Annotated in this window: 12 protein-coding genes; 4 read left to right on the top strand and 8 right to left on the bottom strand. The window is 71.3% G+C overall.

The window, feature by feature from the left end; translation table 11 throughout:
* Window positions 1-92 precede the first annotated feature (92 nt).
* The 3 genes from AAFF41_RS42015 to AAFF41_RS42005 are packed head-to-tail and all read left to right on the top strand — an operon-like array spanning window position 93 to window position 4726.
* The gene (locus AAFF41_RS42015; protein ID WP_343325698.1) at window positions 93-1310 is read left to right on the top strand and encodes a glycosyltransferase family 39 protein; all 1218 of its coding nucleotides are present in this window, start codon (window positions 93-95) and stop codon (window positions 1308-1310) included.
* A 25-nt stretch (window positions 1311-1335) separates the two neighbouring features.
* Complete coding sequence (locus tag AAFF41_RS42010) at window positions 1336-2334, top strand: LLM class flavin-dependent oxidoreductase (RefSeq protein ID WP_425526265.1); 999 nt, start codon at window positions 1336-1338, stop codon at window positions 2332-2334.
* 43 nt (window positions 2335-2377) lie between these two features.
* The gene (locus tag AAFF41_RS42005; RefSeq protein ID WP_343325697.1) at window positions 2378-4726 is read left to right on the top strand and encodes an ATP-binding cassette domain-containing protein; all 2349 of its coding nucleotides are present in this window, start codon (window positions 2378-2380) and stop codon (window positions 4724-4726) included.
* Between the two features lie 55 nt (window positions 4727-4781).
* Here AAFF41_RS42005 and AAFF41_RS42000 read toward each other — a convergent pair whose 3' ends face one another.
* From AAFF41_RS42000 to AAFF41_RS41980, 5 genes are all read right to left on the bottom strand, one after another.
* Window positions 4782-5591 (bottom strand): lysophospholipid acyltransferase family protein, encoded by an 810-nt coding sequence (locus AAFF41_RS42000; protein ID WP_319749135.1) that lies wholly within the window; start codon window positions 5589-5591, stop codon window positions 4782-4784.
* Window positions 5591-6361 (bottom strand): GNAT family N-acetyltransferase, encoded by a 771-nt coding sequence (locus AAFF41_RS41995; RefSeq protein WP_054227933.1) that lies wholly within the window; start codon window positions 6359-6361, stop codon window positions 5591-5593. The genes AAFF41_RS42000 and AAFF41_RS41995 overlap by 1 nt, the downstream gene beginning before the upstream one ends.
* A 313-nt stretch (window positions 6362-6674) precedes the next feature.
* Window positions 6675-7424 carry a succinate dehydrogenase/fumarate reductase iron-sulfur subunit gene (locus AAFF41_RS41990; RefSeq protein ID WP_319749137.1) on the bottom strand — a complete coding sequence of 250 codons (750 nt, stop codon included), beginning with the start codon at window positions 7422-7424 and terminating at the stop codon, window positions 6675-6677.
* Window positions 7421-9379 carry a fumarate reductase/succinate dehydrogenase flavoprotein subunit gene (locus tag AAFF41_RS41985; protein ID WP_319749138.1) on the bottom strand — a complete coding sequence of 653 codons (1959 nt, stop codon included), beginning with the start codon at window positions 9377-9379 and terminating at the stop codon, window positions 7421-7423. The genes AAFF41_RS41990 and AAFF41_RS41985 overlap by 4 nt, the downstream gene beginning before the upstream one ends.
* Window position 9380: 1 nt before the next feature.
* Window positions 9381-10052 carry a succinate dehydrogenase gene (locus AAFF41_RS41980; RefSeq protein WP_319749246.1) on the bottom strand — a complete coding sequence of 224 codons (672 nt, stop codon included), beginning with the start codon at window positions 10050-10052 and terminating at the stop codon, window positions 9381-9383.
* A gap of 119 nt (window positions 10053-10171) precedes the next feature.
* Here AAFF41_RS41980 and AAFF41_RS41975 point away from each other — a divergent pair, with 119 nt between their 5' ends.
* A complete protein-coding gene (locus tag AAFF41_RS41975) occupies window positions 10172-11053 on the top strand; it encodes a LysR family transcriptional regulator (RefSeq protein WP_054227929.1) in 882 nt (293 codons plus the stop codon).
* Window positions 11054-11078: 25 nt separating this feature from the next.
* On the opposite strand, the gene AAFF41_RS41970 is transcribed toward AAFF41_RS41975, so the two are convergent.
* From AAFF41_RS41970 to AAFF41_RS41960, 3 genes are all read right to left on the bottom strand, one after another.
* On the bottom strand, window positions 11079-11858 hold the full coding sequence (locus tag AAFF41_RS41970; protein WP_319749139.1) for an SDR family NAD(P)-dependent oxidoreductase: 780 nt from the start codon (window positions 11856-11858) through the stop codon (window positions 11079-11081).
* Window positions 11859-11939: 81 nt separating this feature from the next.
* A complete protein-coding gene (locus AAFF41_RS41965; protein ID WP_319749140.1) occupies window positions 11940-14075 on the bottom strand; it encodes a putative bifunctional diguanylate cyclase/phosphodiesterase in 2136 nt (711 codons plus the stop codon).
* Complete coding sequence (locus AAFF41_RS41960) at window positions 14072-14884, bottom strand: SAM-dependent methyltransferase (RefSeq protein ID WP_319749141.1); 813 nt, start codon at window positions 14882-14884, stop codon at window positions 14072-14074. The genes AAFF41_RS41965 and AAFF41_RS41960 overlap by 4 nt, the downstream gene beginning before the upstream one ends.
* Window positions 14885-14895 lie beyond the last annotated feature (11 nt).

The raw sequence follows: 14895 nt of genomic DNA, 5'->3' as shown, positions 1-14895 counted from the left end.
CCGGAAGGTCGTGTCCCATGAAGTCAGGACCTTCCCACCGGTGGAACCCCGTCCCCGGCCATTCCCTCTAGCAGGGCGACGAGGAGGTCGGCATGGAAGACGGCCCCCAGACGGTGAGCGGCAGACCCACGCGGCGGTTCGTGCCCGCGACGCCTGCCGTCTCGGCCGGGGTATGGCGATGGCGGGGCGAGCTGAAGCGGGCGCTGCCGGCGCTGTGGCTGTTCGCCGCCGCGCGACTGGCGGGCGTGCTCATGGTGACCGCCTGGTCGCTGCACCTGGGCCGGCACCCGCGCAACGTGCTCGGCCTGGAATGGGACGGCGGCTGGTACTGGCACATCGCCCGGTACGGCTACGGCACGGTCGTCGCCGCCAAGTCCGGCCACGGGGTCGTCTACAACGACCTGGCGTTCTTCCCGCTCTTCCCCGGACTGATCCACGGCCTGAACACGGTCCTGCCGATCGGCCCGGTCAACGCGGCGCTCGTCATCTCCTGGATCGCCGCCGCCGTCGCCGCCTGGGGCGTGTACGCGGTCGGCGAGCTGCTGCACGGACGGCGGGTCGGGCTGGCGCTCGCGGCACTGTGGGCGCTGCTGCCGCATGCCGTCGTGCTGACCATGGCGTACACCGAGTCCCTCATGACGGCCTTCGCCGCCTGGGCGCTCTACGCGGCGCTGACCCACCGCTGGCTGACCGCCGGGACGCTGGCCGCGCTGGCCGGGCTGTGCCGCCCCAACGGTTTCACCGTGGCCGCCGCCGTCATCACGGCCGCCGCCGCCCACCTCTGGCAGCGCCGCCGCGAAGGGAGACCCACCACCGCCCCGCGCGCCTGGGTGGCCATGCTCCTGGCGCCCGTCGGGTGGCTCGGGTACGTCGCCTGGGTGGGGCTGCGCACACACGACCTGACCGGATACTTCCGGGTGCAGCGTCTGTGGGGCTCACGGTTCGACTTCGGTCACTACACCGCGCACATGTTCAAGCACCTGATCGTCGGGCACGAAACCCTGGTCGTCTACCTCTCCGCCGGAATCGTCCTCGGCTGCGTCCTGCTGTTCGTCCTCGGCGTCCTGGACCGACAGCCGCTGCCGCTGCTCGTGTACTCGGGGCTTCTCCTCGTCATCGCCCTCGGCGACGCCCACTTCTTCACGAGCAGACCCCGACTGCTGCTGCCCGCCTTCCCCCTGCTGCTGCCGTTCGCCCTCTCCCTGGCCCACGCCCAGCGGCGCACGGTCGTCGTCCTGCTCATCGGCCTGGCCGGTTTCTCCCTCTTCTACGGCACCTATCTGCTGACCGTTTCCCACCAGGCCCTGTGACCGCAGGTGGGGCGAGGTCCGTATCATCCGAAGCGTGACGCGTTTCTCCGTCCTTGACCGCTCGCGCACCCGTGAGGGGCACGACGCCGCCGAGGCCCTGCGGGACACCGTGCGTCTGGCCCAGGAGCTGGAAGGGCTCGGGTACCACCGGATCTGGGTCTCGGAGCACCATGGCGTGCCCGGGGTCGCCGGGTCCGCGCCCACCGTGCTGGCCGCCGCGGTCGCCGCCGCCACCCGGACGATCCGGGTCGGTACCGGCGGGGTGATGCTGCCCAACCACCAGCCCCTGGTCGTGGCCGAGCAGTTCGGTGTACTGGAGTCCCTGTTCCCCGGGCGGATCGACATGGGGCTCGGGCGTTCGGTCGGCTTCACGGACGGGGTGCGCAGGGCGCTGGGGCGGGACAAGGACGTCGCCGACGACTTCGCGGGGCAGCTCGACGAGCTGCTCGGCTGGTTCCGGGGCCCGTCGCCGGCGGGGGTGCACGCGCGCCCCTCGGAGGGGCTGACCGTGCCGCCCTTCGTACTCGCCCTGAACGAGGGCGCCACGATCGCGGCGCGCGCGGGTCTGCCCCTGGTCATCGGGGACATCAGGAACCGGGAGAAGATGCGACGCGGGATCGACCACTACCGCGCGACGTTCCGTCCCTCGGTGTGGGCGGCGGAGCCGTACGTCGTCGTCTCCGGCGCCGTCGCGGTCGCCGAGACCCCGGACGAGGCGATGCGGCTGCTCCGCCCCGAGGCCTGGTCGATGGCGTACGCCCGCACGCACGGTACCTTCCCGCCGCTGCCGCCCGCCGAGCGGGTCGAGGATCTCCCGATGAACGGCAAGGAGCGGCACTTCTACGAGTCGGCGCTCGCGGGGCAGATCGCGGGCACCGAGAAGCAGGTCGAGCACGAGCTGGAGAGGGTGATCGAGGAGACCGGCGCGCAGGAGGTGCTGGTCACGACCAGTACGTACGACCGCGGGGCCCTGCTGGACTCCTTCCGGAGGCTCGGCCGGGTCGCGGGACTGACCAGGCCCTAGAATCGTGGGGTTTGCCCCGAGCCCCCCGCCAGGAGTCCCGTCGATGTCCGACCCGCACCGCCGCCACGACGGGTACGTCCGTGTGCGGGGCGCCCGCGAGCACAATCTCCAGGGTGTGGACGTCGACATCCCGCGCGATGTCCTCGTGGTCTTCACCGGGGTCTCGGGCTCGGGCAAGTCCTCGCTGGCGTTCGGCACGATCTACGCGGAGGCCCAGCGCCGCTACTTCGAGTCGGTGGCGCCGTACGCGCGACGGCTGATCCACCAGGTCGGGGCGCCGAAGGTCGGGGACATCACCGGGCTGCCGCCCGCGGTCTCGCTCCAGCAGCGCCGCTCGGCGCCCACTTCGCGCTCGTCCGTGGGCACGGTCACCAACCTCTCCAACTCCCTGCGGATGCTGTTCTCACGCGCGGGCGACTATCCGCAGGGCGCCGAACGCCTCGACTCGGACGCCTTCTCGCCGAACACGGCCGCCGGGGCCTGCCCGGAGTGTCACGGTCTCGGCCAGGTCCACCGTACGACCGAGAAGTCGCTGGTCCCGGACCCGTCGCTGTCGATCCGCGCGGGCGCGATCGCCGCGTGGCCCGGCGCCTGGCAGGGCAAGAACCTGCGCGACGTCCTCGACGCGCTGGGGTACGACGTGGACCGGCCGTGGCGCGAGCTGCCGGCCGAGCAGCGGGAGTGGATCCTGTTCACGGACAAGCAGCCGGTCGTCACCGTGCATCCGGTGCGGGACGCGGACCGGATCCAACGCCCCTACCAGGGCACGTACATGAGCGCCCGGCGCTATGTCATGAAGACCTTCTCCGATTCCAAGAGCCCGACGCTGCGGGCCAGGGCCGAGCGGTTCCTGACCAGCGCCCCGTGCCCGGTGTGCGGCGGCAGCCGGCTGCGTCCCGAGGCGCTGGCGGTGACCTTCGCGGGCCGCACGATCGCCGAACTGGCCGCGCTGCCGCTGTCCGAGCTGGCCGGGACCCTGGAGCCCCGGGGAGAGGCGGCCCGCGTCCTCACCGACGACCTGAGGGCACGGATCGCCCCCGTCGTGGAACTCGGCCTCGGTTACCTCAGCCTCGACCGGGCCACCCCGACGCTCTCCGCGGGCGAGCTGCAACGACTGCGGCTGGCCACGCAGTTGCGCTCCGGTCTGTTCGGTGTCGTGTACGTCCTCGACGAACCGTCCGCGGGCCTGCACCCGGCGGACACGGAGGCCCTGCTCACGGTCCTGGACCGACTGAAGGCGGCGGGCAACTCGGTGTTCGTGGTCGAGCACCATCTGGATGTCGTGCGGGGCGCCGACTGGCTCGTCGACGTCGGTCCGCGGGCGGGTGAGCACGGCGGGCGGGTGCTGCACAGCGGTCCGGTGGCGGAGCTGGCCGGAGTGGCGGAGTCGGCCACGGCCCGCTTCCTCTTCGACCGCTCCCCCGCGCCGGAACGCGAAGTCCGTTCTCCGCGAGGGCAGTTGAAGGTGGGGCCGGTGAGCCGCCACAACCTGCGCGGGGTGAGCGCCGCGTTCCCGCTCCGTGTGCTCACCGCCGTCACGGGTGTCTCCGGCTCGGGCAAGTCCACCCTCATCGGCGAGGTGACCGAGGAGCTGGAGGGGGTGGGACGGCTCGTCTCCGTGGACCAGAGGCCCATCGGCCGTACCCCGCGCTCGAATCTCGCCACCTACACGGGCCTCTTCGACGTGGTGCGCAAGGTCTTCGCCGGGGCGGAGGAGGCGCGAAGGCGCGGCTACGGGGTGGGGCGCTTCTCCTTCAACGTCGCGGGCGGGCGCTGCGAGACCTGCCAGGGCGAGGGGTTCGTGAGCGTGGAGCTGCTGTTCCTGCCGAGCACCTACGCTCCCTGTCCGGACTGCGACGGGGCACGCTACAACCCCGAGACGCTCGAGGTGACGTACCGCGGAAGGAACATCGCGCAGGTCCTGGACATGACGGTGGAGGCCGCGGCGGAGTTCTTCGCCGACACCGCGCCCGTCGCCCGCAGCCTCGCCACGCTCCTCGACGTGGGTCTTGGCTATCTACGACTCGGCCAGCCCGCCACGGAGTTGTCCGGCGGCGAGGCCCAACGCATCAAATTGGCAGGCGAGTTGCAGCGGGTCCGCCGGGGGCACACCCTCTACGTCCTCGACGAGCCGACGACCGGGCTGCACCCCGCCGATGTCGAGGTGCTGATGCGCCAGTTGCACGGCCTGGTCGACGCGGGACACACCGTCGTGGTCGTCGAGCACGACATGGCGGTGGTCGCGGGCGCGGACTGGGTGATCGACCTGGGTCCCGGCGGCGGGGACGCGGGCGGCCGGATCGTGGCGGCGGGTCCCCCGGCCGAGGTGGCGCGGGCGGAGGGCAGCACGACGGCTCCGTACCTCACCCGGGCGCTCGCTCGGGGCCGATAGCCCCCTACCGCCGGCCACCGGCCCCTGTCCCTTCGGGTCGCCTCGTCCTGATACGTCAGCGATGGGCGAGGGCCGACGCGCGTGCGCCCTGGGAATGCAACCCCCCTTGCGCCGCGCGGGCCAGCGCCCGTCGATCCGGGTGGCTGCCCGGGGCGAGCGTGGGCCGTACCTCGACCTCCGCCACCAGCCCGCGGGCCGAGGCCACCCGCCACAGGGAGGCGAGCAGCGAGTCGTTCCCGACGAAGGCGGGCGCGGTGCTCGCCACTCCCCCGGCGAGCCGGTAGTGGATGTGCACCGGCTGGACCGGCACCCCCGCGTCGAGCGCGGCCTGGAAGACGGCCCGCCGGAAGTGGCCCTGCGCCCTGCCGCACCAGGTGCTGCCCTCCGGGAAGGCCACGACGGCCACCCCGTCGCGCAGCAGCCCGGCGATCCGCGCCACCGTGTCCGGCAGCGCGCGCAGCCGGTCGCGTTCGATGAACAGGACGCCGCCGCGCGCGGCCAGCGGTCCCGCCACCGGCCACTGCCGGATCTCGGACTTGGCGAGCATCCTGGCCGGCCGGACGGCGGCGAGGAGCGGGATGTCCAGCCACGAGATGTGGTTGGCGACGATCAGCAGCCCACCGGTGGGGACGGCGGGGCCGGTGATCCGGACGCGGACGCCCGCGGCCCGCACGATCGCCCGGCACCAGCGCCGTACCGGCTCGGCGGGGATCCGCCCGCCGAGCGGCAACAGCACGACCCCGGTGGCGACCACGACCAGGACCGCCGCGAGCCGCAGCACGGCACGCGGTACGGCCGTGGCGGACCCCGTCGCCTCGACGCACGCCCTGGGGGTGCAGGGCGCGCTGGGCAGCCAGACGCTCATCAGGCCGGGACGAGCGAGAGGAAGTGCCTCAGATAGCGCGGGTTGACCCGGCGCATCGACAGCAGCACGAACAGGTCCGCGACCCCGAAGTCCGGGTCGTGCGCGGGTGCGGCGCAGACCCAGGCGCCGAGCCGGAGATAGCCGCGCAGGAGCGGGGGGAGTTCGGTGTGGGGTCGGCGGGTGACACCCTCCGCGGTCCACGGCAGCAGCGGTCGTACCCGGTACTCCTCGGGTGCCAGGTGCTTGGCCTGCACCCGGTCCCAGGTTCCGGCCGCGAGCTCGCCGCCGTCGGCGAGCGGGATCGAGCAGCAGCCCGCGAGCCACTCGTGGCCGCCCTCGACCATGTAACGGGCAATCCCGGCCCAGATGAGGCCGATGACGGCGCCGTCGCGGTGGTCAGGGTGCACGCAGGAGCGCCCGACCTCGACGAGTCCCGGGCGGATCGCGTCGAGCGGGGTCACGTCGAACTCACCCTCCGAGTAGAGCCGGCCGGCGATCGCGGCGCGCTCCGGGGGCAGCAGACGGTAGGTGCCGACGACCTGGTCGGTCAGCGTGTCACGGACCAGCAGGTGATCGCAGTAGGCGTCGAAGGCGTCGATGTCGAGCCCCGGCTGCGGCGTGGTCAGCAGGGCGCCCATCTCCCCGGCGAAGACGTCGTGCCGCAGCCGCTGCGCGGCCCGGACGTCGGCCTCGGAACGGGCGAGGGAGACGGTGTAGCGGGTGGGGGCCAGGGGCTGCGGGGGGCTGTCGAGGGTGGAAACGCCGGTCATGGCACTCTCCTGGTCACGGGCCGGTTCGGCACAGCGGCGGCAGACCGGTTCGGTACGGCCCGCGCGCTCCTGTTCTTCCGATGCCGGTTGGCCTGCGCGTGACGTGTGCCAGGAGCCAGGATGTGGGGATGTTGAATGCCAGGAGATTCCCCCGAATGCGAGACGGGACCGGGGATGAGCACCACTCCCGGCCCCGCCCGTCCGCACAGATCCGGCGAACGTCTACCTAACAATCGGGGCCGGCAAGAACGCCCCTCGAGGGGCGCGGGGAACTGCGCGATCAGCCCCACCGACCCGCAGTCGAACCACCGCCTCAGCGACGCCCTGACTTACGAGCGGCCCGCAGCCACTCCTTGTTCATCCCGGTGATGGAAACCAACGGAATCCCCTTGGGGCAAGCGGTGGCGCACTCCCCGGCCAGCGTGCACCCCCCGAACCCCTCCTCGTCCATCTGCGCCACCATGTCCAGCACCCGCGTCTCCCGCTCGGGCGCCCCCTGTGGCAGCACGTTCAGATGGTTGACCTTCGCCGAGGTGAAGAGCATCGCGGCCCCGTTGGGACAGGCGGCCACACACGCGCCGCAGCCGATGCACTCGGCGTGCTCGAACGCGAAGTCGGCGTCCGGCTTCGGCACCGGCGTCGCGTGGGCCTCGGGCGCGGCGCCGGTGGGGGCGGTGATGTACCCGCCGGCCTGGATGATCCGGTCGAAGGCCGAGCGGTCCACCACGAGGTCCTTGACGACCGGGAAGGCGGAGGCGCGCCAGGGCTCGACGTCGATGGTGTCGCCGTCCTGGAAGGACCGCATGTGCAGCTGGCAGGTGGTGGTGCGCTCGGGTCCGTGGGCGTCGCCGTTGATGACCAGGCTGCAGGCGCCGCAGATGCCCTCGCGGCAGTCGTGGTCGAAGGCGACGGGGTCCTCGCCCTTGAGGATGAGTTCCTCGTTGAGGGTGTCGAGCATCTCCAGGAAGGACATGTCGGCCGAGATGTCGTCCACCTCGTACGTGGACATCGCTCCGTCGGCGTCGGCGTTCTTCTGGCGCCAGACGCGCAGGGTGAGCTTCATGCGTAGCTCCGCTGGGTGGGGTGGACGTACTCGAAGACCAGGTCTTCCTTGTGCAGGACGGGCGCGGCGCCGGTGTCGGTGAACTCCCAGGCGGCGGCGTACGAGAAGTCCTCGTCCTTGCGGGCGGCCTCGCCGTCCGGGGTCTGGGACTCCTCGCGGAAGTGGCCGCCGCAGGACTCGGACCGGTGCAGCGCGTCGAGGCACATCAGCTCGGCGAGCTCCAGGTAGTCGACGACGCGGTTGGCCTTCTCCAGGGACTGGTTGAACTCCTCGCCGGTGCCGGGGACCTTGATGCGCCGCCAGAACTCCTCGCGGATCTCCGGGATGCGCTCCAGGGCCTTGCGCAGACCCGTCTCGGTGCGGGCCATGCCGCAGAACTCCCACATGAGTTCGCCGAGTTCGCGGTGAAAGGAGTCGGGGGTGCGGTCGCCGTCGACGGCCAGCAGCAGCCGCAGCCGGTCCTCGGTCTCGGCCAGCACCTCCTGGACGGCGGGGTGTTCGTCCGTGACCTCGGCGTGGTGCGGGTTGCGGGCGAGGTAGTCGTTGATGGTCGACGGCAGCACGAAGTAGCCGTCGGCGAGGCCCTGCATGAGGGCCGAGGCACCCAGGCGGTTGGCGCCGTGGTCGGAGAAGTTGGCCTCGCCGATCGCGAACAGGCCGGGGATGGTGGTCTGGAGGTCGTAGTCGACCCACAGTCCGCCCATCGTGTAGTGCACGGCCGGGTAGATCCGCATCGGCACGGTGTACGGGTCCTCGGCGGTGATCCGGGCGTACATGTCGAAGAGGTTGCCGTACTTCTCCTCGACCTTCGCCCTGCCCATACGCCGGATGGCGTCGGCGAAGTCCAGGTAGACGCCCTGTCCGCCCGGGCCGACCCCGCGGCCCTCGTCGCAGACGTTCTTCGCGGCGCGGGAGGCGATGTCGCGCGGGACCAGGTTGCCGAAGGAGGGGTAGATGCGCTCCAGGTAGTAGTCGCGCTCGTCCTCGGGGATCTCGTTCGGCGGGCGGGTGTCGCCCTGGGCCTTCGGGACCCAGATACGGCCGTCGTTGCGCAGCGACTCGCTCATCAGGGTGAGCTTGGACTGGTGCTCGCCGGTGCGCGGGATGCAGGTGGGGTGGATCTGGGTGAAGCAGGGGTTGGCGAAGTAGGCGCCGCGCCGGTGCGCCCGCCAGACGGCGGTGGCGTTGGAGTTCATGGCGTTCGTCGAGAGGTAGAAGACGTTGCCGTAGCCACCGCTGGCCAGGACGACGGCGTCCGCGTAGTACGTGTCGACCCGGCCGGTGATGAGATCGCGTGCCACGATGCCGCGCGCCCGTCCGTCGACCACGATCAGGTCGAGCATCTCGGTGCGCGGATGCATCTCGATGTTGCCGGCCGCGATCTGCCGCGACAGGGCCTGGTAGGCGCCGAGCAGGAGCTGCTGGCCGGTCTGGCCGCGGGCGTAGAAGGTGCGGGACACCTGGACGCCGCCGAAGGAACGGGTGTCGAGCAGACCCCCGTACTCCCGCGCGAAGGGCACGCCCTGGGCGACGCACTGGTCGATGATCTCGACCGAGATCTGCGCGAGACGGTGGACGTTGGACTCGCGGGCCCGGAAGTCGCCGCCCTTGACGGTGTCGTAGAACAGCCGGTGGACGGAGTCGCCGTCGTTGCGGTAGTTCTTCGCCGCGTTGATGCCGCCCTGCGCGGCGATCGAGTGGGCGCGGCGGGGCGAGTCCTGGTAGCAGAACTGGACGACGTGGTAGCCCTGCTCGGCGAGCGTGGCGCCCGCCGAGCCGCCCGCGAGGCCGGTACCGACCACGATCACCGTGTGCTTGCGACGGTTGGCGGGGTTGACGAGCTTGGCCTCGAAGCGACGGGTGTCCCAGCGCTCGTTGACCGGCCCCTCGGGGGCCTTGCTGTCGACGACGGGCGAACCGGTCGTGTACGCGGCGTATTCAGAGGCTGCGGTCATGTCAGCTCACCAATCCGGTCATGACACCGACGGGTACGGAGATGAAGCCCACCGTCAGCACCAGTGCGAGGACGTCGGCGACGGTCTTGAGGGCGCGGTCCCGGGTGCGGCTGCCGGCGCCCAGGGTCTGTGCGGCGCTCCAGAAGCCGTGCCGGATGTGCAGGCCGAGCGCGAGCATCGCGACGATGTAGATCACGTCGCCGTACCAGGTCGAGAAGGTGTCGATCACGTTCTGGTAGGGGTGTCCGGGCTGGAAGCCGCCGGGGTGCGCGGTGCCGGTCGTCAGGTCGAGGATGTGCCAGACGATGAACAGGCCGAGGATGATCCCGCCCCAGCGCATCGTGCGGGTCGCGTAGCTGGACCTGGGCTTCTGGTGGACGTACTTGTTCGGGCGCGCCCTGATGTCGCGGCGGCTGAGCTGGTACGCGGCGGTGGCGTGGGCGACGACGGCGACGACCAGGACCACGCGGATGATCCACAGGGCCCACTCGTAGTGCAGGAAGGGCTCACCCAGGGTGCGCAGCCAGTGGGCGTAGTGGTTGAAGTCGCCCGAACCGAAGAAGATCTTCAGGTTGCCGAACATGTGTACGACCAGGTACATCAGCATGATCAGGCCGCTGACCGCCATCACGGTCTTCTTCCCGACGGAGCTGTCCCACACGGTGCGCGTCATCGACGGTCGTCGGTCCGTCCGCGTTGCCAGAGCCATGTCTCAGAACGTAGGGCCGTGGGTGCCGATCGGTCCAAGACATGGTCCAGCTCGTTTCCATAGCTGGAGCCTATGATGGGTGGATGCAGTTCCAGCAGCTCCAGTACTTCGTGGCGGTCGCCGAGACCCGGCACTTCACGCGGGCCGCCGATCTGGTCCATGTCGCCCAGCCGTCCCTCTCCCAGCAGATCAAGGCACTGGAACGGGAGTTGGGGGCGGACCTCTTTCTCCGCGCGCGGGGCAACATCACCCTGACGGACGCGGGCGAGGCGCTGCTGCCACTGGCCCGGCGCATCCTGGCCGACGCGGACACGGCCCGGCACGAGGTGCAGGAACTGGCCCAGCTGCGCAGCGGCCGGGTCCGCCTGGGCGCGACACCGAGCGTGTGCACCGGCCTCCTTCCGGATGTCCTGCGCGCCTTCCACGACCGCTATCCGGGTATCCGGCTGCTGATCGAGGAGGGCGGCTCCCACGATCTCGTACGGGAACTCGCGCGCGGCGCGTTGGATCTCGCCCTGGTCGTCCTCCCGCTGCCCACCCCCTCCCCCGCGCTGACGACGGTGGAGCTGCTGCGTGAGGACCTGGTCGTGGTGTCGTCACCGGATGCGCCCGCGCCGGGGACCGGTCGCACCGTGCGCATCCCCGACCTGGAGGGCGAACGCCTTGTGATGTTCCGGCACGGCTACGACCTGCGGGAACTGACCGTCGCCGCCTGCCGCGCCGAGGGCTTCGAGCCGGACTTCGCCGTCGAGGGCGGCGAGATGGACGCGGTGCTGGGATTCGTCAGGGCGGGGCTCGGCGTGGCCGTCGTCCCGCGCATGGTCGCGACGCGGTCGGGGCGCGGCCTGCGGGTGACACCGCTCGCACGCCCCGGACTCCACCGCGTCATCGCCCTGGCCCACCGCAGCGATGTGGCCCCGCCACGCGCGGCCCGCGAACTCCAGCGGATGCTGCTGGAACGCTGACCGGCGCAGGGGGCCGGTCGGTACGTCACCAGGTCGGGATGAAACCGCCGTCGATGACGAAGTCGCTGCCGGTGATGTTGCGGGACTGGTCGCCGGCGAGGAAGAGGACCAGGTCGGCGACCTCGGACGGCTGGGAGAAGCGGCCGGTGACCGTGGCACCGGACGCCTGGGCGACCACGTCGTCCGGGGTGATCCCGGCGGCTGCCGAGACCGTGGCCGCCACCCCGTCGCCGCCGAGCCACAGCTCGGTCTCCACCGGACCGGGGCTGACGGTGTTGACCCGGATGCCCTGGGGGCCGACCTCCTTGGAGAGCGCCTTGGAGAAGGCGACCAGCGCGGCCTTGCCCGCGCTGTAGTCGATCACCATCGGGTCGGGCAGGGTGGCGTTGACCGAGGCGACCGTCACGACCGAGCCCTGCCCGGCGGACAGCATCAGGGGCAGGGCGGCGCGGGTGACCCGTACGGCCGTGAGGAGGTTCAGATCGACCGTGCGCTGCCAGTCCTCGTCGGTCACCGACAGGAATCCGCCCATGCGGGCGGGGGCCGCGCCGACGTTGTTGACCAGGATGTCCAGTCGGCCGTCCGCCGTCGCCACGAGGCGCTCGGCGGCACCGGGTTCGGCCAGGTCCACCGGCACCCAGGAGACACCGCCCTGCTTGACCAGCGCGTCGAGACCCGGCGTCGTGGTGCGCGACCCGGCGATCACCGTCGCCCCCGCGCCGGCCAGCGCCTCGGCGACGGCCAGTCCGATGCCCTTGCTCGCGCCGGTGACGACGGCGGTCCTGCCCTGGAGTTCCGTGCCCATCCTTCGCAGCTCCTTCAGTTGATCCACTGGGCACACAGCGGCACGCCCTCCGTTCCAGGAGACCACGCCGCACCCGAAGCCTCAGCCTGTGGCGTCCACCAGGGCCAGTTCGTGCAGCCGCTCCGGTGGGCCCGGGCGGGCGTAGTACCAGCCCTGGGCCGTGTCGCAGCCCAGTATCCGCAACTGCTCGGCCTGTGCGCCCGTTTCGACGCCCTCCACCGTGACCGCGAGGTCGAGGCTGTGGGCGAGCGAAACGATCCCCTCGACGATCTTGAGGTCGACGGGGTCCGCCGGGAACTGCTGCATGCCCTGGGTGAAGGAGCGGTCCAGCTTGAGGATGCTCACGGGCAGGCGGCGGAGATTGGCGAGGTTGGAGTAACCGGTGCCGAAGTCGTCGAGGGCGATGTCGACGCCCATCTCGGCCAGGCGCCGCAGCGGCTTCAGCAGATCGTCGTCGGCGCCGATCAGCGCGGACTCGGTGACCTCCAGACACAGCGCCTCGGCGTCGAGACCTTCACGCTCCAGGATGTCGACCGTGTCCTGGACCAGACCCGGGTGGGTCAGCTGGCAGGGCGACAGGTTGACGTTGATCCGCAGCGGGCCCGAATCGGCGTGTCGTTCCTGCCACTGGCGGGCCTGGCGGACCGACTGCTCCAGGACCCACCGGCCCAGCGGCACGATCAGCCCGGTGTGCTCGGCCAGCGGAATGAACCGGTCGGGGCCGAGGACGCCGTGTTGCGGATGCAGCCAGCGCACCAGCGCCTCCGCGCCGTGCACGCTGCCGTCGCCGAGGTGCACGAGCGGCTGGTACTCGATGAAGAACTCGCCCCGGTCCAGGGCCGCGGGCAGCGCCGTGGTGAGCCCGTGACGGGTGATGGCGCGGGCGTCGGCCTCGGGATCGGCGAGCTCGAAGCGGTTGCCGCCCGCGGACTTGGCGCGGTACATCGTGATGTCGGCGCTGCGCAGCACCTCCGCCGGGCCGCGCTCACCCGCCGGGCCCTCGACGATGCCGATGCTGCCGCGGACCGTCAGCTCCCGGCCGTCGATGCGGACCGGGGTGACGAGGGCGTTCATGATGCGGTCGGCGAGCGCGTCCACCTCGCGCTCGGTGTCGGGCCCGGTGGTGAGGGCCACGAACTCGTCGCCGCCGAGCCGAGCGACCATCTCGCCGGGTGCGGTCGCACAGGACTGCAACCGGTCGGCGACCTCGACGAGCAGCCGGTCGCCCGCCGCGTGCCCCAGGCTGTCGTTGATGGTCTTGAAGCCGTCGAGGTCGAGGTAGCACAGGCCGAAGCGCTGGTCGTTGCCCGCGGACACCGCCTTCTCCAGGCGTTCGAAGAAGAGGGTCCGGTTGGGCAGGCCGGTGAGCGCGTCGTGGGTGGCCTCGTAGCGCAGCCGCAGATTGAGCAGCCGACGCTCGGTGGTGTCCTCCATCAGCGCGAGCTGGTACTGCGGCCGGCCGTCCGCGTCGCGCAGCAGGGACACCGTCAGGTTGGTCCACAGGGCGGTGCCGTCGGGCCGGTAGAAGGCTTTTTCGACGTGGTAGTGCTCGCGCTCGCCGCGTACCAACTCCTCGTACAACCGCCAGACTTGGGGTGCGTCCTCGGGATGCGTCCACTCGGGGACCTTGCGGCCGCGCACGCCCTGCTCGGAACCACCGAACATACGCAGCAGGGCTCCATTGACCTGCAGTATGTTGCCTTCGAGGTCGGCGATGCCGATTCCTATGGCCGCCCCCTCGAAGACGGCGCGGAACCGGGCCTCGCTCGCGTGCAGCGCCTCGGCCACCGTGCTGCGCGCGTTCAACGCCGCCTGGGAGATGGCCTCCTGCTCGGCGAGCGTCCGCTCCCGCAGTGCCCCCGCGAAGCCCGCCGCCATGGCGTGCTGCAGACGCGCCGAGCGGGTCCGCAGGGCCTCCTGGGGGCCGTCCTCGCCGCAGTAGAGCACCAGATAGGCGTCGACGCAGTCGAGGCTGCGGCTGAGCGCCTCGGGGTCGGTGCAGTGCGCGGCGACCAGCGCGGCGCCGACCGCCTGGCCCGCGGCCGCGTCGAAGGTCCTCGCCTTCAGCGCGTCACTCAACCGCCGGGCGAGCGGTACGAGTTGCTGCTCGAGCTCCGGCCGGGTCAGCGACGTGGAGGTGACCGGGAAGACCGCCCGGCTCCAGATCGTCGCGAACCTGCGCAGTCTGTCCTCCGGCCCGTCCGGTTCGCCCGTCACGCCGTGCGCCCCACACCTGCGAACCCCGAGAAGGAGTAGGGATCCTCATCCTCGGGTGCCGTGTCGGGCCGCCAGATCGGCATCGGCACCAGACCGGGTTCCACCATGTCGTACCCCTCGAAGAACCGCGCGATCTCCTCGCGCGAGCGCATGATCAGCGGGTTGCGGATGTCCTTGTACACGTCGACCGCGCCCTCGGCCCGCTCCGGCGGGAGCGGGATTCCCTCGTACGACGCATGCGTGAGCACGAGCAGACTGCCCGGCGCCAGCGCGTCGCGCAGCTCGGCCACCGCACCGTACGGGTCGTCCGCGTCCTCCACGAAGTGCAGTATGGCAACGAGGAGGAGGGCCACCGGACGGTTCAGGTCGATCAACCGCTGCACCTGGGGAGTCGCCAGGATCTCCTGGGGCTTGAGCAGATCGGCCGCGACCACGTCCGCGTCCTCGTTGTCCCGCAGGACGGCCTGGCTGTGCGCGACGGCCACCGGGTCGTGGTCCACGTACACGACGTGCGCGCCGGGCTTGGCCGTCTGGGCGATCTCGTGGACATTGCCGAAGGTCGGGATGCCGGAGCCGATGTCGAGGAACTGGTCGATGCCCTGGTCGGCCGCGAAACGCACGGCACGGCGCATGAACGCCCTGTTCGCCTGCATGACCTTGGGCAGTCCCGGCATGAACTCCATCGCCTTGCGCGCGGCTTCCCGGTCGACCTCGAAGTTGTGCGAACCGCCCAGGTAGTAGTCATAGATACGGGACACGCTCGGCACCGAGATGTCAATGCTGCGGGGGGCCCAGGCGGGACGCTCCATCTATCTCTCCA

Source organism: Streptomyces mirabilis, from assembly GCF_039503195.1.
Lineage (GTDB): Bacteria > Actinomycetota > Actinomycetes > Streptomycetales > Streptomycetaceae > Streptomyces > Streptomyces mirabilis_D.
The sequence above is the reverse complement of the archived record's forward strand: the minus strand, read 5'-3'. Positions and strand labels throughout refer to the sequence as shown.

Excerpts from the sequence above, each read along its gene's own strand:
- AAFF41_RS42015 (WP_343325698.1), top strand. The coding sequence starts at position 93 with ATGGAAGACGGCCCCCAGACGGTGAGCGGCAGACCCACGCGGCGGTTC.
- AAFF41_RS42005 (WP_343325697.1), top strand. The coding sequence starts at position 2,378 with ATGTCCGACCCGCACCGCCGCCACGACGGGTACGTCCGTGTGCGGGGC.
- AAFF41_RS42000 (WP_319749135.1), bottom strand. The coding sequence starts at position 5,591 with ATGAGCGTCTGGCTGCCCAGCGCGCCCTGCACCCCCAGGGCGTGCGTC.
- AAFF41_RS41995 (WP_054227933.1), bottom strand. The coding sequence starts at position 6,361 with ATGACCGGCGTTTCCACCCTCGACAGCCCCCCGCAGCCCCTGGCCCCC.
- AAFF41_RS41990 (WP_319749137.1), bottom strand. The coding sequence starts at position 7,424 with ATGAAGCTCACCCTGCGCGTCTGGCGCCAGAAGAACGCCGACGCCGAC.
- AAFF41_RS41985 (WP_319749138.1), bottom strand. The coding sequence starts at position 9,379 with ATGACCGCAGCCTCTGAATACGCCGCGTACACGACCGGTTCGCCCGTC.
- AAFF41_RS41980 (WP_319749246.1), bottom strand. The coding sequence starts at position 10,052 with ATGACGCGCACCGTGTGGGACAGCTCCGTCGGGAAGAAGACCGTGATG.
- AAFF41_RS41975 (WP_054227929.1), top strand. The coding sequence starts at position 10,172 with ATGCAGTTCCAGCAGCTCCAGTACTTCGTGGCGGTCGCCGAGACCCGG.
- AAFF41_RS41970 (WP_319749139.1), bottom strand. The coding sequence starts at position 11,858 with ATGGGCACGGAACTCCAGGGCAGGACCGCCGTCGTCACCGGCGCGAGC.
- AAFF41_RS41960 (WP_319749141.1), bottom strand. The coding sequence starts at position 14,884 with ATGGAGCGTCCCGCCTGGGCCCCCCGCAGCATTGACATCTCGGTGCCG.